Source organism: Vibrio atlanticus (assembly GCF_024347315.1).
GTDB classification, from domain to species: domain Bacteria; phylum Pseudomonadota; class Gammaproteobacteria; order Enterobacterales; family Vibrionaceae; genus Vibrio; species Vibrio atlanticus.
The window spans coordinates 1,398,577-1,422,244 of sequence record NZ_AP025461.1 but is presented as its reverse complement, the minus strand read 5'-3'; the positions used below and the strand labels follow the sequence as shown (position 1 = coordinate 1,422,244).

At 42.5% G+C, this 23,668-nt stretch carries 15 protein-coding genes and 1 pseudogene; 10 read left to right on the top strand and 6 right to left on the bottom strand.

Features of this window, described 5'->3' with window-relative positions; all coding sequences use genetic code 11:
* Window positions 1-234 precede the first annotated feature (234 nt).
* The 4 genes and pseudogenes from OCV30_RS21925 to OCV30_RS21910 all read left to right on the top strand — a co-directional run bounded on the left by OCV30_RS21925 (window position 235) and on the right by OCV30_RS21910 (window position 7,564).
* Window positions 235-369: a hypothetical protein gene (locus OCV30_RS21925; protein ID WP_261879044.1), complete on the top strand. Its 135-nt coding sequence runs from the start codon at window positions 235-237 to the stop codon at window positions 367-369.
* Window positions 370-377: 8 nt separating this feature from the next.
* Window positions 378-1,352: a DHH family phosphoesterase gene (locus OCV30_RS21920; RefSeq protein WP_065678802.1), complete on the top strand. Its 975-nt coding sequence runs from the start codon at window positions 378-380 to the stop codon at window positions 1,350-1,352.
* 223 nt (window positions 1,353-1,575) lie between these two features.
* Window positions 1,576-2,601, top strand: coding sequence for a response regulator (locus OCV30_RS21915; protein WP_065678801.1), 1,026 nt, complete (start codon window positions 1,576-1,578; stop codon window positions 2,599-2,601).
* A pseudogene (locus OCV30_RS21910) lies at window positions 2,594-7,564 on the top strand (ATP-binding protein). Before OCV30_RS21915 ends, OCV30_RS21910 begins: the two are co-directional and overlap by 8 nt.
* A 94-nt stretch (window positions 7,565-7,658) precedes the next feature.
* On the opposite strand, the gene OCV30_RS21905 reads toward OCV30_RS21910, so the two are convergent.
* Window positions 7,659-8,549, bottom strand: coding sequence for a LysR family transcriptional regulator (locus tag OCV30_RS21905; protein WP_065678800.1), 891 nt, complete (start codon window positions 8,547-8,549; stop codon window positions 7,659-7,661).
* 227 nt (window positions 8,550-8,776) lie between these two features.
* Between OCV30_RS21905 and OCV30_RS21900 the strand changes: the two genes are divergently transcribed.
* Entirely contained in the window at window positions 8,777-9,949 is a 1,173-nt protein-coding gene (locus OCV30_RS21900) for an MFS transporter (protein ID WP_065678799.1), read from the top strand.
* A 222-nt stretch (window positions 9,950-10,171) separates the two neighbouring features.
* Window positions 10,172-11,269, top strand: a complete 1,098-nt coding sequence (locus OCV30_RS21895) for a GGDEF domain-containing protein (protein WP_065678798.1) — start codon at window positions 10,172-10,174, stop codon at window positions 11,267-11,269.
* Window positions 11,270-11,506: 237 nt separating this feature from the next.
* Here OCV30_RS21895 and OCV30_RS21890 read toward each other — a convergent pair whose 3' ends face one another.
* Window positions 11,507-12,472 carry a hypothetical protein gene (locus OCV30_RS21890; RefSeq protein ID WP_065678902.1) on the bottom strand — a complete coding sequence of 322 codons (966 nt, stop codon included), beginning with the start codon at window positions 12,470-12,472 and terminating at the stop codon, window positions 11,507-11,509.
* A gap of 151 nt (window positions 12,473-12,623) precedes the next feature.
* Between OCV30_RS21890 and OCV30_RS21885 the strand changes: the two genes are divergently transcribed.
* Window positions 12,624-13,091 (top strand): Lrp/AsnC family transcriptional regulator, encoded by a 468-nt coding sequence (locus OCV30_RS21885; RefSeq protein ID WP_065678797.1) that lies wholly within the window; start codon window positions 12,624-12,626, stop codon window positions 13,089-13,091.
* A gap of 143 nt (window positions 13,092-13,234) precedes the next feature.
* On the opposite strand, the gene OCV30_RS21880 is transcribed toward OCV30_RS21885, so the two are convergent.
* On the bottom strand, window positions 13,235-13,996 hold the full coding sequence (locus tag OCV30_RS21880; protein WP_102552608.1) for an IS5 family transposase: 762 nt from the start codon (window positions 13,994-13,996) through the stop codon (window positions 13,235-13,237).
* Between the two features lie 188 nt (window positions 13,997-14,184).
* Between OCV30_RS21880 and OCV30_RS21875 the strand changes: the two genes are divergently transcribed.
* Window positions 14,185-15,747 carry a methyl-accepting chemotaxis protein gene (locus OCV30_RS21875; protein ID WP_065680105.1) on the top strand — a complete coding sequence of 521 codons (1,563 nt, stop codon included), beginning with the start codon at window positions 14,185-14,187 and terminating at the stop codon, window positions 15,745-15,747.
* A 461-nt stretch (window positions 15,748-16,208) separates the two neighbouring features.
* Here OCV30_RS21875 and OCV30_RS21870 read toward each other — a convergent pair whose 3' ends face one another.
* Both OCV30_RS21870 and torT read right to left on the bottom strand, forming a co-directional pair.
* The gene (locus OCV30_RS21870; protein ID WP_009844869.1) at window positions 16,209-16,664 is read right to left on the bottom strand and encodes a methylglyoxal synthase; all 456 of its coding nucleotides are present in this window, start codon (window positions 16,662-16,664) and stop codon (window positions 16,209-16,211) included.
* Between the two features lie 60 nt (window positions 16,665-16,724).
* Entirely contained in the window at window positions 16,725-17,672 is a 948-nt protein-coding gene (gene torT, locus OCV30_RS21865) for a TMAO reductase system periplasmic protein TorT (RefSeq protein ID WP_244499062.1), read from the bottom strand.
* Between torT and OCV30_RS21860 the strand changes: the two genes are divergently transcribed.
* Together OCV30_RS21860 and torS are read left to right on the top strand one after the other, a co-directional pair.
* The gene (locus OCV30_RS21860; RefSeq protein WP_231847902.1) at window positions 17,617-17,781 is read left to right on the top strand and encodes a hypothetical protein; all 165 of its coding nucleotides are present in this window, start codon (window positions 17,617-17,619) and stop codon (window positions 17,779-17,781) included. The genes torT and OCV30_RS21860 overlap by 56 nt on opposite strands.
* A 64-nt stretch (window positions 17,782-17,845) precedes the next feature.
* Window positions 17,846-20,878, top strand: a complete 3,033-nt coding sequence (gene torS / locus OCV30_RS21855; RefSeq protein WP_065680103.1) for a TMAO reductase system sensor histidine kinase/response regulator TorS — start codon at window positions 17,846-17,848, stop codon at window positions 20,876-20,878.
* A gap of 259 nt (window positions 20,879-21,137) precedes the next feature.
* Here torS and OCV30_RS21850 read toward each other — a convergent pair whose 3' ends face one another.
* On the bottom strand, window positions 21,138-23,492 hold the full coding sequence (locus tag OCV30_RS21850) for a fatty acid cis/trans isomerase (RefSeq protein ID WP_065680102.1): 2,355 nt from the start codon (window positions 23,490-23,492) through the stop codon (window positions 21,138-21,140).
* Window positions 23,493-23,668 lie beyond the last annotated feature (176 nt).

The window sequence follows — 23,668 nt, the reverse complement described above, 5'->3', positions numbered from 1 at the left end:
TATGGCCGTAGTGTCAGATGAGCTCAAGACCATATAATCTAGTTGAATATCACTCAATAGCGCATCAATCGCAATGAGATATAAGTCAATGTTTGTTTTGTTAAATGTGAGCAAGTTTTAGTTAATTTGGGAGGAGTGTTTCTTAATTTGCTTCTATTTGAGAGGCTTAGGAGGGTGTTGTTCTTACTTATAGAGCTCAATTGATTCGCTTTATTTATAGATGGTGGTATTTTCATGTTAAAAATTATTGCTCTTCTCTTAATCGCTATCGGCGTTTTTATTGGAATTCAACATGGAGATGAGATGGTTAGTCAATTGGATAGTGGTACTGAAACTGTTCTCAATACAATAGAAAAGCTCAAAGGTTAAGGTGAAGTATGTCTATTTTCTCATTTGACGATTTTCTGGAACGCCTGAAGGACTGTGAACGAATCATCATTCAAGCTCATGACTTTCCTGATCATGATGCGGTAGGCTCCGCTTTTGCTCTCGCTTATTTACTTAGGAAGAAGGGCTTTAAACCCCTCATTACCTATCAAGGCTTTATTGACCGTGTTTCTTTACATAATTTGATTGGGTGGCTTGATATTCCCATCGTTAAGTCACACCGATTAGATCTAAAACCCAATGATAAAATCATTGTTGTGGATGGCTGTATTGGTGAAAAAAACGTTACCGATTTACCAGGTATAGAAGTTGGTGTGATCGATCATCATCAGGTTATAGCACCCAGTTTCGTTTGGTTTTCAGATATTCGACCTAACTATGGCGCAACAGCTTCCATTATGGTTGAGTACTTTAATCATTACGATCTGCCTATTCCAGAGCGCGTAGCAACGGCTTTACTTGTTGGATTAACGTTCGATACGGCAAATTTTACCCGAGCAATGAACAAAGCTGATATCAAAGCTCTCTTTCAACTCCAAAGCTGTGCCGATATGAATATGGTAAATCGTATTTGTCGCAATCAAATCGAATATCAAGAATTGAAGTTATTTGATTCCATGTTTGAAACTATTAGGAAAGACGGCAATTGTGCATTTGGCAGCTTACCAGAAGGGTGCCCCAAAAATATGCTGGGAGTGCTTGGCGACTTTCTATTGACCGTTGATGAAATAGATATAGTAGTGTTAAGTGCTCGTAGCCATGAGAGAACATTCGTTTCATTGCGTTCTGAGTGCCCCAAAAATGATGTAGCTAAGGTGATAAAGAGAGCTTTGAATGATACAGGTGCTGGGTTTGGTGGAGGACACTCACATATGGCTGGTGGTGTCGTTAATCAAGTCTTTAATCACTCTAATGAACAAAGTTTTGTTTATGATCTAATTCGTCCTCAGTTGATTGTCTGTTGATTTTAAGCGAGTGTTTGTTGAACTAATCGATGGTTTTTATCTGGTTCACATTCAAAGGATGGATGCCGAATTTTTGACTGGTCATACTTCGACAAACGTTGGTTTGATGTCACTCGAAGATCTACTCTTCATTTTCAATAAACAATTGCTATTTTTTCTGATTAACCTCTAAAAATCGTTCTACACTATATTTATAACTGTTTGATTTTTATACGAGGTATCAATGAGTCGTAAACCCATAGTGTTAGTCGTAGATGACACCCCAAGCAATTTGGATGTGTTGACTGCAATACTTAAAGATACCTATCAAGTCAAAGTAGCAATTAACGGTACCATTGGCATCAAGATAGCCAAGATGGTGCCTCAGCCAGACCTCATTCTCCTCGATATCATGATGCCTGATATTGACGGTTATGAAGTTTGCAGACAGCTCAAAGAACAGCCCAACACCGCGCATATCCCCATTATCTTCGTTACTGCCAAAATTGGACCTGAAGCCGAAGTAAAAGGGCTCTCCTTGGGGGCTGTCGATTACCTAACCAAGCCGATAACCCCTGCAATCGCACTCCAGCGTGTGAAAACGCATATCGCGCTTTATGATCAACAACGCGCGTTGTTTAGTCAGGTAAAAGAGAAAACTCAAGAGATCAATCTCGGTAAGCTAGAGACGCTGAACATATTGGGTAGGGCGGCTGAATTCAAAGATAATGAAACGGGTATGCACGTGATGCGTATGAGCCATTATTGCGAAATTTTAGCCAAGGCATTAGGCATGACAGACGAAGACGCTGAAACTCTGCGTGACGCGGCTCCAATGCATGATATTGGCAAGATTGGTATTCCCGATAGCGTGTTACTCAAGCCGGGTAAATTAGACGCCGACGAGTGGACAATTATGCAAAAGCATGTCGAATATGGTGTTGAAATCCTCGGCAGGCAGAGTGATTCCAAACTGATGCGTATGGCGATTCAGGTGGCGCAATATCATCACGAGAAATGGGATGGCAGCGGTTACCCAAACCAGATCGCGGGTGAAGATATTCCTTTGGTAGGGCGTATTGCCGCGGTTGCTGATGTGTTTGATGCTCTCACAGCAGAGAGACCGTACAAAAAAGCGTGGAGTGTTGATGAGGCACTGAGCTTGTTTGAAGAACAAAAAGGCAAACATTTTGATCCAACTATCGTTGATCTGTTCTTTCTTAAGTTGCCCGAGATTCTTGCGATTAAAGAGAAGTTTAGCGATGAGTGATGGCTTGATGTTGTCACTAAATCGTTTTGTATTATCTCTTATCATTGGCTTACTGGTGTGGTCACTAGTCATTCGCAGTGTAAACGCGGCTGAAGTGACCGATGCTAAGTTAAACCAGTGGTTGGAAAACCAACCGACCATCACATTTATTGCGCTTTCCGACCATTACCCGTACTCATTCATCGATGACGACGGGCTGGTTTCTGGGATCATCAAAGATTGGACATTGGATCTTGAACAGCGTTTTGGTGTCCATGTTCGGTTTATCACAGTTAACTCGCGCGTCGAGGCCAAAGCGGCGTTAGTCGATGGGCGAGGCGACGTGTTCCCATTCCAACAGTTCGACCCAAGTGAAGGTGGACGTTTTCTTGCAAGTGATCCCTATATTCCTTATCAGGTGGCTGTGATAGTCCCTATCGACAAAAAACTCGATGGAAATCTAGATCAAAATAATAAACGCCGCATTGCGATGGTAAATGAAAACATAGACTTGGAGCGTGCAGGAGTGAGGTTGAGCTCTATCGAAAGAGTCGATTTTGAGAATGTTATTGATGCGGTGCGTGCGTTAGGGTCTGGTGATGTCGAAGGCATGGTCGGTGAACCTATCACCACTATGGATCTTGCGAAAAAGATTGGCGTTCATGATCTAGCGGTCAACTATGTTTTGGAGCATTGGAAAAAGTTAGAAGCGTCGATGGTGATTCGAAATGACGAACCAGAGCTACTGACGCTAATCAACAAACAAATTGAAACTTTTGACGTTGCAAATAAGAACCAGATTTTATCAAAGTGGCTAGATACCTCTCCTTATCGAGTGCCACTAAAAGGCGTATTTGGCTTTGGTAACCCTCCGTATATGTATCCAGACAGCACCGCGGTCGGGCTAGAACACGACATTATTCAACGTGCTCTTAATGATATGGGGTATAAGTTGGGTGACGTTGTCACTCTCCCTCCTAGTGCCGCTAGAAAGGCCATCGACAACAATAATTCTATTGCCTTTGTTTCTGGCGTTCAGTTTGATGATCCTAATGCTCATTTCCTAAGTGATAAAGTTCTTAATGTTGAGTTTGTTCCTGTTTCACTGACTCGCCGCAAGCTCAAACTTGAATCTCAGAACGACCTATCACTAGGGGCGTTATTGTTCGACGAGACCTCTCCAATTAAAAATTCTGTTGAAGTACTGAAGGGTAAGTTAGACATTGGTCGTGTCGAAGATTACGAAGGTCTTGAATCGGCATTCTCACAATTGAGGGCTCAAAATGTTGACCTGTTAATGGTTGAACGAATGGTTCTGGAGTGGTTTATCACCAATACTCGTTTTATTGAAATGGCAGAGCTAACGTTACATGACGAGTATAAAGTTGAGTATCCGATCTATGTTGATTTTAAGAGTGAGGAAATCAGAGACAGCTTCAATGCCGCGATTAACAACCTTAAACAGGCCGATGACGGTTTAAGCCAAATTATCGAGATGCAGGTTCAGAATGATCTAAGCCAAGTGCTTAAAAAGGCGAATATCATAGCGCAAATATCCGCGTATTTTATCGTCAATGACCGCTTTGAAGAGTTAACCGAAGTTTTTGACATTTTCGATACGGACAGTTCATTTCAGGTGATCACTGCACAGGCGGATAATAGTAATCGTCCAATCAAATCTTGGTACATCGGTAACCTAGTTGATGAATATGGAGAGAAGAAAAACACCTCTCACTTTTCATCAGTCACCAAGGTGGCAAATTATCGAACCAAAGGAGGGAGCACCAATTCTGGTTCGATGACTTTCTACTTTGATGTTCAGTCGTTAGAGCGGAACCATGTTTATTTTCCATCAGTCGAACAATTTAGTTCATTCGGAGATGCGGCGAAACGCTATATTGCGGATGTTTATCAAGCGAGTAATTTGACTGGAGAGATCTTAAATCTAAGCCAAAAAGAGAGGAAGTGGATCAAAGACAATCCGGATGTTCGGATAGGTATCGATCCAAATTCGTTGCCTTATGAGGCGGTATCCAATACCGGTGAATACATCGGTATGATTGACGATTACCTAACGCTCATTGAGCAGAAAACAGGGTTAAGTATCAACCATGTAGACGTTGCAAGTTGGTCTGAGACCCGAAGCTTGGTTGATCATCATGAAGTAGAACTGGTCTCCGCAGCACAAGAGAACCGTTCGTTAGGAGACAACGTCAAAGCAGTCAAGAGCCTGTTTTCAAGCCGTTTAGCTATTGCATCGAGACGAGACATAAGTAGCTTGGTGCTTGAGGAAGCTGAAGGATGGAAAATCGGTATCTTGAAGAACGCAGCAAATACCGATGCGATTGTCGGGAAATACCCGAATATTGAATGGGTGAAAGTAGAATCCACTGAAGATGGGCTTAACCGACTGGATGATGAAACCCTAGATGGCATGATCGATACTGTCGAAGTCCTAAACTACCTCATTGATTCATTTGGTCATCGTGAGGTCGGAATTATCGGACGACTTGATTTTTTCCTTTCTCCAACCTTACACGTCATTAAGTCTGAACCTTTGCTTTATTCCATTGTGAATAAGGCGATTGAGAGCATTTCCGCTGAAGATCACCAAAAAATATCCGCTAAATGGGCTGCGCCCAAATCGATCGAGAAAGTTGATTATGAGTTGGTTTATACCATTTCACTTTTTTCGTTGGTGATCGTCTTAATCATCGTATTTTGGAATAGAAAACTCACAAAGCAAATAGCGATTGCCAATGACGCGACAGAAGCGCTTCGCAAAGCACAACATCAGCTTTATAACATTTTGAACACTTCACCAATAGCAGCGAGTGTGGTTGTCGAGGAACAGGTTCGTTATGCGAATGATACTGCGAAGCGTCTGTTTGGAGTAGAACGGACAGAGTTGCACTCTATAAATGTTGAAACTATTTATAACTCTTTGTCTGATCGTGATTCGCTATACAAAGAGCTCAACCTCAAAGGTAAAGTAGTAAACCGAGAATTAGTGCTTAGGAAGTTTGATGGAAGTAGTTTTGTGGCTCTTGTTAGTTACTACTTGCTTGAGCTTGATGGAGAAGTAGCCACACTATTTTGGGCGTTCGATATTTCAGAAATGAAACGCCTAAACGAACAACTTGAAGAAGAGAAACAGAGAGCCGATCTGGCTAGCCAAGCTAAATCGGAATTCTTAGCCAATATGAGTCACGAAATTAGAACGCCAATGAACGCAATAATTGGTTTGTCTTATCTGGCCATTGGCGAAATATCTAATCCTGTTGCTCGAAACTATATTGAAAAAGTGCACCGTTCGGGGCATTCACTGTTAAGCATCATTAATGACATCCTCGACTTCTCTAAGATAGAGGCGGGACAGCTTGTCATTGATAGCATCCCATTTGATCCCGTGACGACATTCCAAGATGTCATTGAGTTGATGGAATCGAAAGCGGATGAGAAGCAACTTAAGTTGTCTATGTCGATAGATCCAGAGCTAGATACTCCGTTGATTGGCGACCCATTAAGGCTGTTCCAAGTAATACTTAACCTTGTTGGTAATGCGATTAAGTTTACGGAAACTGGTAGTGTCTCGCTAACTGTAGCCCTTGTTGAATCAGATGATAACAGTCTGACTATGAAGGTGATGGTGGCCGATACTGGCATAGGAATTTCTGATGAGAATCTACACAAGCTCTTTGAAGCATTTAGCCAAGCCGATAGTACAACCACGCGCCGATTCGGTGGCACAGGGTTAGGACTCAACATTAGCCAGAAATTAGTGCATGCGATGGGCAGTCAAATCACGGTAGAGAGTGTTTACGGGCAAGGCAGTGAGTTCTCCTTTATACTGACATTGCCACGATCAAGCTCGGATGCGTTAGCCGATTTCAAAGCCCAAGAGTTGCAGTTGGATTATCAGATAGAGTTCAAAGGCCAAAGAGTGTTATTGGTTGAAGACAATGAGTTGAACCAAGATCTAGCTTTAGCATTTTTCAGTCGCTCTAAATTAAATGCCGATCTTGCTGAAAACGGAAAGGAAGCGCTGGAGCTAGCTAAAAACAACGACTACGAAATAATCTTCATGGATCTTCAAATGCCAATTATGGACGGCTTTGAAGCAACCCGCTTGATTCGTGAGTTTGATAAAGATGTACCAATTATCGCGATGTCCGCCAATGTGTTTGCTGATGCGAAACAGCGAGCGCGAGAGGCTGGAGTCACGGACTTCTTGGATAAGCCCATTATCATCGATAAAGCCACCTCTTTGATTACGAAATACATCGTGCCGGAGGTTTTGGTTGAGGGTAAAGCGTCATCAGAGTCGCCTTTAGTTAGGATGCAAAATAGCAGCTCTAACAGTTCGACATTAAGCTCTGATACTCTGATGGTTCTCCCTGTTTTCTAATTGCCAAGGTTCGATCAGCTGACTCATCATGATGTGAAACTGCAAGAGAAGATGCTTGGTAGATTCTGCCAAGGGGCGCCTGACATTATGTCGGAAACCTTCGACAACCTAATGCAAGATGAATGGGTGACGTTAGAGCGGAATTTACATACGTTAAAAAGCATGGCGGCTTCTATTGGCGGGTTGCAATTGGCTGAACAACTCGGTGGTCTTGAAAGCAAAGCGCATAACAAGGCGTGTGATGAGCAGGATCTTAAACAAGCTGAGCTTGGGTTAATCGAATTGATCAAAACGGTAGAGAGCAGCTTTGATGGCTCTGGTGCTCAAGGTGCTGAAACGGCATGTACTCAAGAAACTGAGGTGAGAAGCGCTGATGCATCGAATTCGCCTAATATCACTCAAGAGCAGCGTGCTAAGTTGTATTCGCTGTTGGATGCTTATGATAACGATGCGACCCAATACGTGACTGAATTACTGGCACAGTATCCACATTCAGCAGTTCTTAAAGATGTCCAAAGTGCGTTAGATAATTACGACTTTGAACGAGCCCAAGAGGTTCTGAGCGCTTCTGAGTAGCTGTCTTTTGAACATCACTCCAACATTAAAGCCTTTAGCTCTTGTTGCGAAATAACGAACTAGCTAAAGGCTTTACTTCTTTCTGTGTCTCGGATTAATTACGGACGTGTTGTTTGATTAGATCGATAAGGGTGTTGTATCTGTGCGGCAGTTTTCGATTTCTTTTCTGAACCAAATACAGTGTTTCTTCAACCTTCACTTTAGGTGGCACAACGTGCAACTTCTCTTTGTCTGGAAAGTTTTCGACAGCCCCTGCGGGTAACACGGTGAACCCAAGCCCTTTTGAGACGGGTAATAGAATTTGGTGGAGTTGATTGATGTAGCCAGACTTCGGGATCTCATTGATGTTGATGTTCGCTAAATCTTTATCTCCGCATAGGTCAAAATACAAAGACAGGTAATGAGCAGAGTCTGGATGGGCTATGAGGCCGATATTGTGCAGAGCTTCAGGGGTAATCTCTAAGTCAGCAAGACTATGATGGACGATTAAGCACAGCGCCTCATTACCAATAACTTGGCTCTGATAATAGCTGTCATTGGGTGAATGTCTGACGATTCCAATATCGGTGGTGCCTTGGATTAGGTCGTTCAATATCTTTTTGTTCGGTGCCGCTTCTAGGTTGATGCTCAGGTCTTGATGTTGCTGCTGCAGTTCAAGAAGCTTGGGATACAGACGCAAAGAGAGTGAACCCGAACAGGATAGATGACATTGCCCAGAATAAGGGTTGTCGAAACTCAGAGATTCGAATAGATCTTCTTGGTCTTTTTCCAGTTTAAGAGCGTAGCGATACATAATCCGACCTTGTTCGGTCAGTTCGAAACTCTTATTTTCTCTCGATAACAAGTCACAGTTACAAGCTTGCTCAAGCTTTTTGATGTGTTGGCTAACGCCAGGCTGTGTCATATACAGCTTTTCTGCAGTTTGGGTGAAATGACCAACTTCAACCAGAGTCTTAAATGTATTGAGCCAAAGTGGATTAATCATACTCACCTTTAAATGCTAAAGCCTATAAATAACAGAAAATTATTATTATCTTAAGTAATGATAATTTCAACTCTAGCGTCTTAAGTAACGCTAATCAAAGTCATATGGTGGTAACTATTGATATTGGCCTATTGGCCGCTTTGTAGAGTTACTATGAGTAACAAAGTGTTGCGACTTTGTTGATTATTTGGTCTATTGACCAACTGTGCTCATATTTAGGAACGAAGATGAATAGAAATGTTTGGCTGCTCTCACTGTGTCAGGCCTTGTTGATGACGGGCAACATATTACTGATCTCAGTGATTGGCTTGATAGGCAAGCAGATTGCGCCCAGTGTCAGCATGATTACCTTGCCGGTTGCGCTGCAATTTTTGGGTTTAATGGCAGCCACTATTCCTGCGTCTTTAATTTCAGGCAAGTTAGGGAGAAAGCGAGGATTTAGCATTGGTAATGTGGTTGGCATTATAGGGGCGAGCCTTGCCACTTACGCACTGTCTCAGCAAAATTTCTATCTGTTTTGTTTCGCCACGTTCTTACTTGGGATAGGCATAGGTTTTGGCACGCTTTATCGCTTCGCGGCAATTGAAGTGTGTGACGAAAACGCGCGCCACCGTGCGATTTCAATATCAATGGCTGGTGGAGTATTGGCGGCGGTACTCGGGCCGAACTTAGCGATTATGTCTCAACAATGGTCAGCAGATGGCTTGTACATCGGTGCTTTTGCTTCGTTGATCGGGCTAAACACCTTAGCTTTAGCCTTATTACAAATCATTCAGTTTCCTAAGGTCTCTTTTAATAGCCAGGCTCCCAAAGCCGACCCTTTAAGTGTGATCGTGAAAGCGCCGAACTTTATTGGCGCTGTGTTTGCAGCCATGGTTGCTTACGCAGTAATGAACATTTTGATGACGGCAACGCCATTGGCGATGATTGGTTGCGGATTCGATTTTACTAAAGCTGCTGGTGTGATTGAGTGGCACGTATTGGGTATGTTTGTGCCTGCATTCTTTACGGGTTCCCTCATCGAGAAGTTCGGTTCAAGAATGATGATCCTTGCAGGTGGTGTGTTATTTGTGGTGAGTATTGCCATCAATATCCATGGCGTATCAATTTGGCACTTTAGAGCGGCTTTGGTTGTGCTTGGTGTGGGTTGGAACTTTATGTTCATCGCTGCAACAGGCTTATTCAGCCAGTCGTATCAAGCTCAAAATAAAGCCAAGGCACAAGCGTTCAATGAATTTGTTGTGTTTGGTTGTGTAACTGTCACGGCGCTACTGTCTGGTTGGTTGGAGTCAACAGTAGGTTGGCAGAACCTTAATCTCTACGTATTACCATTCGTGGTCGCAGTAATGGTGATCTTTGCTTTTAGTGCAAAAGTAACGAGATTTGAAAATAGTAGATAGTTATTTTTATTCTATTTCATTCGATTTTAATAGGTTGCACTATTAACTAACACTTAATCAATAGTTTTTTACGTAACCGGTCAAGATAGTTGAAGATAAAACGATAGAAAGTATAATAGAAGCTTCGTTATTTTATTAGTATAACTGAATGATCTAGTATGTTTATATTTGTTAATAGATTTTCACTATAGTTAAAGTTGTTGTATATTGATTGGAGTAGGAATGGCTAATGTTCATCCTAGATTGATTAAAAATGTTGTTGATCAGACACCCAGAGCAATGATAGCGATGCTTATTGTATCGATTGCTTATGGAGCAATGTTTTTCAAGTTTATTCCAATGGATATTTTATGCATTTGGTTTTTGGGTCAGGTTTTATTGGCATGGTCAAGACTTTATAATGCAAAACAATTTATGATTCACTTAAATTGTTTCAATCAGAAAGGCCTAAATCGTAACGAAAGAATTTTTGTAATTCTTAATGTATTTCAAGCTATTACTTGGACAATATCATCATTATTAATTATGAAGTACGCACCACAGCCGTTTGAATTTGTTAGCTTCGTTCTAATTATTGGTATTATAACCGCCGCTGCTCTGTCAATGTCATCATTATATCGTGCGTATATTGTTTTCTTTTTCTCAATGTTGATACCCCAAATTATCATCATGCTTTATTATGGTGAACACCAACATATCAGTTTGGTTATTTTTACAATAATATATATTCCTGCAACTATATTATTATCTAAGTCGATGTTGAATAATAGAATGTCTAGTATTTTGGCACATGAAGAGATTGAAAGAAGCGCCGAAAAATTTAAACAACTCTCTACAGTCGATAATCTGACCAATATATACAATCGTCGTTATTTTTTTGAAATGTCCCAATCATTATTAACGACTGACAGAGAACAAAAATCAATTTCAATGCTAATGATTGATGTGGACAACTTTAAAAAAATTAATGATAACTATGGCCATCAAGCGGGCGATTATGTACTGACTTGCTTAGCGAAAGATATTGAGTGCTTAATGCGTAAAAGTGACCTATTCGCAAGGATTGGAGGCGAAGAGTTTGCGATATTACTCGATGACACCTCGTTTCAGGATGCTAAAAGTATAGCGGGGCGAATTATCAAAATAGTAGAAGAAAGTGAAGTGGTTTACAATCAAAGATTAATTGATGTGACAGTCAGTATAGGTATCTCGGTATTGAATAATGATATAACCGATATTGAAGAACTGTATGCGTGCGCAGACAAACATCTTTATCAAGCTAAAGCGCGGGGAAGAAATCAATATTACCCATCGCTTTGAGGCTTCTAGGTTAATTCAATGGTTCAAAGAGTGCGTAACTTGCAGCAATAATTAGAGACGGTCAGTAACTTGTGTGTCTTGAAGAGCCTTGAGTATTTTTAATGATCTGGTCTTTCATGCTAATTGGATTGACAGTAGCACCCATTGGAAAAAATCCTTTATTTAGGCTCTTCTAATAACAAACCTGAACTAGCTTTAACAAAAATAGTAAAGCTATTTCAGGCTGAGTTAGTCCAACTATGACTGAGAGACATCGCGATAAAAATACCGTTCGCAAGTGCTTGGATTCATGCGCTTAATGACGTTTGATATCACAGCGACAACCAACACCGAGAATACAAGCCTTCCCCAAAATATCGTGTAGAAATCAGCCCCGATGAGTAGGATCAACAACGTATCTTCAATTAAACTGTGGAGCAAGTTGAGCAGCATGATTGCGGTGAATACGTCTCTTGCTGAGATATGCCCTTTCTTGGCTTCATTGATTAATAAGCCGCCACCAAACGAAAGGCCAAGCGTGATTCCTATTATTGTTAGGTTTGTTGCGTCTTTGCTGATTCCCAGTACTCTTAAGAATGGTCTCAGTAATACTGCCATGAGTTTCTCAATACCTAGAACCTTTAAGATCTTGAGTAACAGTAATAGTGCTGAGATTACCATGAAGATAACCGCAAAGTTCTTGAACTGTTCAAGCGCCCAACCAAGATAACTCGTGTCTCCAGATACTTCCGGTTGCCAAAGCACGGTTGCTGGGTAGTTGAGCCAGTCTCCGTATTGATAACTGAGGTTGAGTAGCCATGCCAGCACTAAGCTTCCACCCACTCTCACCGATAGGGTAGCCAGCCAGCTAACACCTGCTTTTTTGGCAATAGCGCCTTCAATTGGCAATGAGTGAGCAAGGAGCATCATGCTGCCTAAAATTGAGGCTTGAGCAACCGTTAAGGGAACATCGGAATTAATAAGGATAATTAGCCCGGCATAGATGTTGGTGAGTATGGTAGTTGCCCATACTAGACCCATTTCTTTGGGTAATCCGACGCTTTCCATTATAGGGCTTAGCCATTCGCTAAGAATCATTATGCCGCCAAGCTCTTCGACGACTTTTATCAATATGATGATTGGAATCATGATACGGAAAAGCGTCGAAGTGACATCGAAGATTTCTTTGAGGAGCTCTTTGACAAATTGATAGGTTGATTTCATCGTTACGACCATAACTCGTTGTGTTGTATAAAAAGATCTTACCGCGATTGTTGTGATTATTATTTCAAAAATAACCTATAAAATTACCCGTGATTTTTAAGTTGTCGTAAAGTAAGAAATTATCAGTCAAAAAATCATGGTTTAAGAAATTATGGAAATAGACCGTATAGATAGAAGCATATTGGTAGAGCTTCAGAAGAATAACCGGATCCCTAATCAGTCGTTAGCCGAGATCGTAGGGCTATCCCCTCCTGCTTGCTTAAAGCGAGTGAAACGATTGAGGCAAGAGGGCGTGATCGTCGGTGATGTTTCGATCATTAATCCTGAGCTTACTGGCAGCAAGATGACCTTAGTTGTGTCTGTTGAAATGGAGCGCGATCGAGGGGATATCTATCAAATTTTTCGCCATTCTATTTCTAAGGCGTCAGAGGTTACTCAGTGCTATCAGATATCAGGCAGCTTTGATTTTATGTTGATTGTTACGGTGAAAGATATACAAGCTTACGAAGACTTTGTTGAGCGAGTATTGCGCAAAGATCTGAATATTCGCAAGTTCCATACCTCTGTCTCTATGAGAACCGTGAAATTTACCACTGCAGTTAGCTTAGATGAGTCATGACCTATAGCCAGATAGAGGTGTGAATAATTAGATTGAAGGCATAATAGATAGGGAAGAGGCTTAGCGTTTAGAGTTATGTGAGGTGCATAGGTTATTTTTGTATAAATACTAGGGCGTGTTGATCTTTGCTGTACATTTTGTGTTCAACAATACATCGGTAGCCACATTAACATGAATGCCAGCGATAACATGCTGGCATAATTCCTTTCTAGCTTGTCATATCTACTTGAAATAGCTCGATAATGCTTAATTCTCCCAAAGGCATTTTCGACCAAGTGACGATACTTGTATAGACACCAATCCATACTGTCTTTGTCTATATCTTGTCCGTAATTGCGTTTAGCAATTACCGTTTCTCCGCCACGTTCCTTAACAAAAGTACGGAAAGGTTCGCTGTCATATCCTTTATCACAAACGATAGTATTAACTTCATCGAGTTGTTCAACTAAGCTTTCGGCATGCACTATATCGTGGCGTTGTCCTTCTGATAAATCAAAGCAAATCGGCAGACCACCACTATCTACGGCTAAGTGAATTTTGGTTGAGTTGCCCCCGCGACTTTTTCCTATTTGCTCTGAGCTTTCAGTAGCTGCACCTGTACTATGCTGATGCGCTCGAACTATAGAGCCATCAAGAAAGACCCATTCAAAATCAGCCATGCTAGATAAGCTTTTGAAAAGTTTATCTAAAATCCCTTTCTTTGACCAAAGATTAAATCGTCTGTAAACGGTACTCCACTCTCCGAACTCAGAGGGTAGATCTCGCCAAGGAATACCTGTTCTCATTCGATAAAGTATTCCTTCAAATGTCATTCGATGTTCAGTTTTATCGTAAATACGACCTGTACTTTTCATAACTTGGAGTAGCAGTTCCCAGCGAATATCAGTTAGCATTGTTCTTGGCATGGTATTGGTTATGGTTTTACTTTTGGCGAAGCAAATTATAACTCTTTACCATGCTGTTCAAAAAACACTCACGAAAGATCAACACGCCCTAGTCATCTGTACAAAATGTTACTTTCATATTTTGTCATAACTTTAATAATTGTATATATTCCTCCGCTACAATAATAATTAACCGAAGTTAATACCAAATGACTGTCAGTTCAGCTTCTCAATCACGTGAAACGCTTCTAAGCGAAAACGAACAACTTGTCTCGACTACCGACCTTAAAGGTGTGATTACTTATAGTAATGACGCTTTTTGCCGTATTGCGGAATACAGCCAAGATGAATTACTAGGGCAACACCATAATGTTGTTAGGCATGGTGATATGCCAAAAGCGGCTTTTGCCGATATGTGGGTGAATCTAAAACAAGGCAAGGCGTGGCGCGGGATCGTAAAAAACAAAACTAAATCCGGTGGGTACTACTGGGTTGATGCTTACGTTACCCCTATTTATGATGGCGGGAAGGTGAGTGGCTATCAGTCTGTTCGTGTTAAGCCGAAAAGCGAGTGGGTGCAAGTTGCGGATAAGGCCTATCAAAGCTTGTTGAAAGCTGAGACGTCAGGTCGCCAATGGTCACTACAGATCAGTGACAGTGTTCGTTACGCAGTGTTACTTGGCTCTTTGGCTGCGCCTCTGATTTCAAATCTTGTAGAAGTAGGGCAAGCATCGCAGTGGATATTGAGTATTCTTCCTGTCTCTGCTCTAGCACTGCTTTTCCGACAAGAGCTCATTGATACTCCATTACAGTTGAAAAAACTGCAATCTAAATTCGATAGTGTCAGTCGCCTTGTCTACTCAGGTAACAGTCAGTTCTCTGTTGCCGATTTTCATCTCAAGCTGATGTCTGCCCGAATTCGCACTGTGTTAGGCCGTATGACAGACTCAGCGAAACCATTGCAAGATTTAGCCGATAACCTTAATGCGACGTCATACCAAGTCACTGAAGCGCTCGATCAGCAGACAAAAGATATTCTTCAGGTACGTGAAGCAACTGAAGAGGTTGAGGTGACCGCCAATGAAGTCTCTACTCGTACAGAAGAAGCTCACCAAATTGTTGATGTGACCTTGCAAACTTGTGCTGGTGCTAAAGAGAGCATTGATCAAACCCACCGTAACCTTGAAAACTTGGCATCTCAAGCGGAGAAAGCGACGCACACGACTTACCAATTGAGCGACCAAGCGCAAAGCGTGAGCAAGATAATGGAAGAGATTGGTGGTATCGCTGAGCAAACCAACTTGTTGGCACTTAACGCCGCGATTGAAGCGGCTAGAGCTGGCGAGCAAGGACGAGGTTTTGCCGTTGTTGCCGATGAAGTACGTGCGTTATCTGGGCGAACGTCAAAGGCCACAGTTCAGATTAAAGAGAGCATCGATACCATGCTGGCGACGATTGAAAGCTGGCAGAAAGATATTCTGGCGAACAGAGACCAAACCGACGCGTGCGGTGATGTTGCGAAGGTGAGCGCAGAGCGTCTATCTGAAGTTGAAAATCTAATGCAATCGATGAATGAATTGATGCAATCTGTTGAAAGCTCTGCTCATAAACAACGTGAACTATCGAGCGAAGTAAACCTGCATATGCAGTCTATCGCATCTACCGCAGAGCAAAACTTGGTTGCAACACATTCCGTGAAAGACCACTCCACAGAGCTAAAAGAGCAAGTGAATGAGTTCTATCACTTAGCGAAGCGCTTCGAAGAAAAATAGCGGTTAGATTTTAGAGTAATGAGAAATAAGAGAAGCCTTGCGAAACTAGCAAGGCTTTTTTGTGGCTCAAAAGAGCAGATTACAAAAACAGAAAGCCCCCAATAATTGGTGTCCAACTATTGGGGGCTTTCATAATGCAGGCTCTTTAGTGTGTTTAGGGCGTGTTGACCTTTCGTGGTTAAATTTTGTTCGAGATAAAAGCGTTTTAATCGCGGCGAGGGGGAAGTAGCCTAGTCACTCTAAGCAAATCTCCCTCAACAAAGAGTAAAACGCTTTTTGCGGGGGCGCCCAGCTCGAACCCTTCGGGCAGCGTTTGCTGGCCATTTCTACTACGTTATCGGCTTCTCATGTAGGCTAGCTACACATCAAAGCCTCTGCCTTGTAGAAATCCCCAGCAATTCGCTGCAAAAATCAGCTCGAAAGATCAACACGCCCTAGTAAAGGGCTAATTTAACGTATGATTATGTGCGCTCTGCCAAGTATGCTTCGTAGTCTGGGATCTCAATGATCACTTCTTCTTCAAGCAGTGAAGAGTTAAACAGGAAGTTAGCGGTAGCGCGGTTGGTTGCTACAGGGATGTTCCAAACACTTGCTATGCGAAGTAGTGCTTTTACGTCCGGGTCGTGTGGTACGGCATTTAATGGATCCCAGAAGAAAATCATCATATCGATCTTGCCTTCAGAGATAAGCGCACCAAGTTGTTGGTCTCCGCCCATCGGGCCGCTGATCATGCTCTTAATCGCTAAGCCTGTTTCTTTACTAAGTAGAGAACCTGTCGTGCCCGTTGCATAAAGGAAGTGCTTTTGTAGTTTTTCTTTGTTCTCTTTGACCCATCTTAATAGCTCAGGTTTGAAATGGTCATGAGCGACCAAAGCGATATTCTTATGCGTTGGCATAGTACGCGTCGTTTTTTGCATGGATGTTCCCTAAATGATTGATTCGTTTTTATTGTTTTGAGTTCTTTAGTCAATATAGCACTAAGGATTCACACTGAATACCGGGCGAAACTCAGAAGGTGACAATGAGTCGGCGATAATTTGATCTTTGAGTGTTGCTGGTGTCAGTGCCTCAATCATGGGTGCACTATGTTTTTCATAAGGTTGACCACGCAAGTAATTGGTGGCTTGCTTTACCGACAAGCGACCTTGTTCAACCATTTTATCTGTTGGTGCAAAAAGCACCTTGTTACGAAGCAAACCGCGGTAGATTCCGTGACTTAAGTAACTTGAAATTAACCCAATATCTTTGGTTTTACCCGCAGCTCTTAGTTCACTTATCGCAGCTTCAATCGCGACTGCACTTCCGACAATATATTGAATATCCGGTTGTTCGATGACTTGTTGTACCAAGTTTCTTTGCAGTTCTTTATCGTTGTCTGCCCAATAGCTGATCGCGATTTTGATATCGCTCGATTTGATTGCATCATAAAACCCGAGCGCCACAGGTTTAGTGCCACCGCTTGCTTGTGGGCCAAGTAATAGGGCGATAGGTGTTTCTCCTGACCCTTTTGGATGTCTTTTCGACAAAAACTCTCCGACTTGGAAGCCCATTTGATACCAGTCGACACCGACCGTGCCTTTTAATACTCTTTGTTGCTCTTTATTGACGGTTAACTCATTGACTGTGGCAAACACAGGGGTTGCTCGGACCCAGTTGGTCAGGTTCTCATGGTAAGCGTCAGGCGAAACGGTGCCTAAAATAATGGCATCAGCCCCCCATTGCGTGCAAAGCACCAGTTGTGAGGCTTGTTTAGCGACGTTGGGGTAACCGCCAGCTTCCAAAACTCTAAGTTCGACTTGTTGCTTTTCTGCTTCTGAGACCATTCCGTAGTTAACCGATAACCAATAAGAGTCTTTTAGGTGCGGATAAATGGCACAAATTTTTTCTTTTTGTGATGTGGCTTCTGCCGGTTTTATTGGGCTCAAAGGCTCACTAGCACTTGCTACAGTGGTGACTGATGCTAGTAATGAGAGAAGAATTTTTGAAGTTAAAGGTCTAGATAGCATGAATTGCCGTTTTATTGGTTTTAGATAAGAAACACTGCAAAATATAGCGTATTCTGCATGGGTAAAGAAGAACGTTTTAAGGTTTAGAGTTTATGTTGTTAGCTTCAGCGTGTATTGGACGCAAGCTACTGGCCTCATTCTTAGTGATGGCCCTGTTGGTTTTATTGTCTGCATTGATCGGTGTTTCTGGTTTTAGCTTTGTAGCAAAGACTGAAAGAAACGTCGTCGATTCTGCTCTTCCTGCCATGATCGAAGCTCGTCAAGTATCTGAGTTGAGTAACCGTATTATTTCGTCGGTACAAACGCTTTCTAATGCGAGAAATGAAGCAGAAAGAAAAGAAGCGGGCACTATGTTGTTCGGTCAACTTGAGTCGCTTCTTCAGCATATCAAAGAACTTGGCGTCGACAGTTTTGATTCCCAACTTCTTAATAAACTCGAAAACAATGTCCAAAGTGTTATTAATACACTGGCTGAGTTGGGCGTGTCAGTTGAACGTAAGCTTTGGTTAAACAAGGAACTGTCTTCTCGTGTTGAAGAGATGCGTCTACTTGCGGAAGAGCTAGAACAGCTAACCCGAACCCAAGTGTTGAACACGGCCACCATCGCAGTTGCCAACGTTACACACATTTATGATCTATTAGAAACCAAGCAAACTGATAAAGCCTACCAAGCCTTAGATGCGCTTGTTGAGGTAGACCTTGATTTGTCTGAACGCTTGCATGAATTACATTTGTTGGCGTACAAAATGCTTAATCAAATTGAAGAAACGCAGACTGTCACTAACGTTGAACGTATTCATCAAATCCAATCTGAGTTTGAATCTAATCTAAGAATTATGGCGCGCCGTGTGAAAGCGGTCGAAGACCCGACTCGTTCAGCGCAGATGTCTCAGCTTCTTGAAGAATTAAGAAAACGCCAAGTCGTGTTCGATATATCGTTAGAACAATATGAGAACACCAAAAAATCTGAATTTCTGATGCAAAATACGCTGGAGCTGTTTTCGCAACTGAATACAACGGTTAACCAATTGATCGACGATTCGAATCTAAGTACCAAAAAAGCGGTTGATGAGCTGACTAGCACGCTGAATCTAGCTCAATGGTCGTTGTCGGTGATTTCGGTTATTGGCTTGGTTATCGTTGCCGTTATTGTGTGGCGAGTTGTTTATATCTCGGTGGTTAAACGTCTTACTGAATACTCTTCAGCTTTGATGTCTATCGCTCAGGGGCGCCTGAATATCGATATCTCGGTTAAAGGTAATGATGAACTGGCGCATATGGGTGAGGCTATTATTACAGCGAGAAACACGGCACAGGCGCTACAAGTGGTTGCCGTTGGAGAAGCGAAGGCGAAACGTGAGCTCGAAGAACATAAAGAGCACTTAGAAGAATTGGTCACCGACCGAACTTATCAACTGCAAAAAACCAATGAGAAGTTGAATGTCGAGGTGGAAAATCACGCTAAGGCTCGTAATGCCGCAGAACAAGCAAGCCGGGCTAAGTCCGCCTTCCTCGCGACGATGAGCCATGAAATACGAACACCGATGAATGGTGTGTTAGGTACGGCTCGATTACTTAAAGATACTGGGCTAGATCCTTTGCAATCGGGTTATGCCGATATCATTAACCGCAGCGGCAAGAATCTTCTCGCCATTTTGAATGATGTACTTGATTATTCAAAGATAGAAGCGGGGCATTTAGAAATACGCACGGCTTCGTTTGATCTCTACCAAATGGTTAAAGATACCTACCAACTAATGGAGGGACGTGCTGCTGAGAAGAAACTTAATTTCGATTTCCATATTGAAAGTAACGTACAACGTTATTGGCGTGGTGATGTAACACGAATCAGCCAAATTTTGAACAATCTGGTTGGCAATGCGATTAAGTTTACTGAAACAGGCTCAGTCGATATCTTTATCAGCTTAGATATAGAAGATGAAAATCGAGTGATGTTTGAAGTGTCAGACTCGGGGGTTGGCATTGATGGCAAAGAGCAAGCTTGTTTGTTTGATGCATTCACCCAAACCGGTAGTGGTCGCAATAAAACTGGCGGCACTGGGCTAGGGCTAGCGATCAGCAAAAGTATCATGCAAGCAATGAACGGTGATATTGGTGTTCATTCCGAAGAAGGTGAAGGTAGCCAATTCTGGTTCTCAGTACCTTTGTTCGCGGGTGAGAAGATTGAAACGAAAGCACCGACTATTGAAGCTTGTATCCGTGCCAAAGTATTGTTGATTGAAGATAACCCTGTTAACTGCATTGTTGCTGAAGGATTTCTGAATAACCTAGGCCATGACGTTGTGATGGCGACAACAGGAGAAGAGGCCAGAGCTATATTCAGTGAGCTGGCGTTTGATATTGCGCTGGTAGACATCAACCTACCCGATTGTGATGGCATAGAGCTGATTCAACAGTTAAAAGCGATTCTAGAACAAACGTCCACGGCTGAGCCGCTAAATATACCACCTATGGTGGCGGTGTCGGCGCATGTATTCAATGAAGAAGTCGAAAGCTATTTAGCATCAGGGTTCGATGGTTTCTTGCCTAAGCCGTTGGAGAAAGAGGCTCTTTCTCAGCTTATCGTTACTCAACTCGATGGTAAAGCACTGTTGTTGCCACAGCCTGATCCGAATGATGCTGTTTGCAAACAAAACTATAAACGCGTAATTGAGAGTAACAGTGATGAACGGAACGCCACACTGATGGCAGATGTATTGGCTAATCACACGGCTACCATTGATGCTAAATATGATACAACTGATTCCCAAGACAGAGGAGATGCTCCGGTGAAATTGATTGATTCCAAAGTGATAGAGGGTGATCTGTCGATTCTTGGATTAGAGAAAATGAAACAGATCGTGGCGCTGTTTGATGAAAGCAGTGACCTGACCTTGAATGAATTAGCTGAGGCGAGTCAAGCGGATGATGGACGAGAAGTGAAGTCCTTGGCGCACAAACTTAAAGGGTCAGCGGGTAGTTTGGGTCTATCAGCACTGTACAGCTTGTGTCAGAGCATTGAAGCAAGCGAAGAACCATTATTGCAGTATCGAGATAACGACCAAGCTTTATCGGAACTAGTTAAAGACTCGTTGAAGGCACTTGTGCCCTATGTTTCAGTTTAACGATGTGAGCCTGTTTTAAGCTTATACCTAATCTGCAAGCCAAATAAAAAATCCTCTGAACGACTATTCGTCAGAGGATTTTTTATAGCATGTGTACCAATGGTTCTTTAAGAAAGGCTTATCAAGATTTCAAGCAATATGACCGACGATTAAGGTGGCATGGCCGACGTTCAAGGCAATATAACCGACGTTCGAAGAAATTTACTCAATGCTCAAAAGCTAGAATTAAGGTATACCGTTTACTCGCTATCTATTTTTACTATCTATTCTCAAAGCGGTTGTAATCCAATAAACCAAACTCAATCGGTTGATCTTGTTGATACCAACGGTGAACTCGGTCGCTGAATGGCCAGAACTCAGGCGAACTGCGTCGTACTGCAAACTTATCCAGTAACGCGACGTAATCTTTTTCTGTGTCCAAGCTTTGCAGTGCTTTAACCAGAGTCGGTATATCGCGCTCAGTTAATGACAGATAAGCGGCAGGGTAGCTACCTATAACCCCACGTACCAGTGTTAAGTCGTCATTGGCGTAATCTCGATTACCCTCTTCATTGAACAGGCTTGAAATGTTGCTGTGAGCGTTATTGTGAATCATAGTGAACAGCTGCTCATCGCCGTTCTCGCTTTCAATCATGATCGTCACTAATTGAGGCACATGACGCAGACCAACTCCCTTAATCAAATTCACTTGTTTGAGCAGAGCTTCGTTTTTCCGACTAAAACCTGTTTCGACAATATCAAAGCGATTATCGAGGATCGGCGCGAGCTTATCTTTGATCATATTAAGCAGTTCACGCTTAGGGTTTGTCGTTTTGTATATCACGTTGGTTGGCTGGTCAAAAGGTGCAATATTACGCTGCAAGTAGTCGCTCAACTGTGAGCTTTGGTTTTCATACCAACTTGAGTGTTCAATGTGTCGTACGTCTTTTGGAAGAAGGGTCAAGAAGTTACTCTCACCCTCAAGACGCAAGAAATCCATAAACATACGGGTAATCAGTTGGTGGCCGAAGTTACCGTAGACATCAAAACCAGCAACGAGAAGGTAATGGATACGTTCTAGAAGGGCGTAATCAAGAATCCACGCTGTCTTGGGTTGTGGGCCAACTAAACCTTGAACAACTGAAGCGCTATCAAAGTGTCTAAAGATAGTAAGCGCGGCATTAGGGTTCGTGCCATTGCCATCCCAAATGATATCTGTGTCTAGATTTACGCCGCTATCAAACCATTGATTGGTGAAGTCTGATTTTGCATTAAGGTATCGAGCTTGTTGCTTCGCGTAGCTCACCCAGCTTGTGACAGGGACAGTGTTGCTTTCTAGTTCACTAGGCAGCTTTAGGTTTTGCTTCTGGTTGGCATAAAACTGATTAATTTCAGGCAGATCTGCTTTATCAGGATCGATGAATAGTACCCAGAACCTATCATTGATCACGTTGAGTGCGAGCTGCCCGCGACACACCGGCCCCTTGATAAAGGCCATGATGGTGTTTTGTGCATTGTCCAGCATGAAATGGAAGCGCGAGTTCACCGGAAGTGCTTCAAACGAAGTCATTGGATTCGCCGCGACGTCAATCGCGTAGCTAGGAAGTTGTTTGACAGCGTAACGAGCATCCACAAACCATGTGTTCCAATTGTTCAGGCGTTCTTCATTTAATGCGAAAGGCATGTGTGTTTTGTGGACGATGGTGCCTTGCTCTGGAATCAGGCGATAATAAACCCGATCCACTTTTGGATCGTCGTAAGGTCGACGACTGGTGATGCGTTGAACCGCTTCACCAGGAGGCGTCGCAGAACGAACCAAGGTGAAGAAGCGTGTTGGCTGAGCTAAATCAGAGAAATAGAGGTGTGATAGAAACAGATGTTCATAGATATAACGTGCTGAAAGTTGGCTTTTATTGTCACTCTTGTTGAGAAAGCCCTCGTAGATATCAACGAGCTCTTGTTCCGCATCATTCAGTGGAATATGGTCATTCATTAACGCGCCGTTTTCCAACCAACTCATTAAAGTCGCGTATTCCGTTTTATCTAAGTTCGGCATTCCATAAGGCATTCCCCACGTCGGGTAATCTCTTTCGTATTGAGCGTACTCTTCAATGGTCGGACACTGTTGGTCGCGATCGGTTGAAAAGTCGAAGCCTTCAAGTTGCGTTTGATCTGGAAGAGGGTGGTTTTCTTTTTGCATCAACATACGAGAAACAAGCCCAGCATCAAGGTTAGCCGTTGAATTCTGCATACGTTCGTTTAGCACTGGATGAAAATCCGCATCACGCCACTCTTGTGTGGTTATCGCGTCTTCAAACAGGCGGGTAGGGGCTGAGGCGGTTAAACGGGTGCCTTGATAAACGAGTGCCTTACTCGCCCCTCGGTCGATACCTTCAACTGAAGACATTTTTAGCTGGCAAGGTGCATCATAACAAGCGTGGCAAACAACACAGCGGCTATCAATGATAGGCTTTACTTCGTCAATGAAATGCTGTGCTTGAGATGAAAGAATAGGCGTTTGGCGATCACGGACTTGTTGTTCACCAAAGAGCTGATCGAAGTTCAACCCCGCGTAGACGGCACAACCTGAGAAGACGCTAACAAAAGCTAAAATGAAGAGTTTTTTCAAATTCATACGTATTAAAGATTAGGCATTTTCTCTAATTATATCGAAAATGATTGAAAAAGCTCATGTTCTGACTATTTTATAGATAAGATATTGATGTAAGTTATTTACTAGAGACTAGAGACTAGAGACTAGAGACTAGAGACTAGAGATTAGAGATTAGAGATTAGAGACTAGAGATTAGA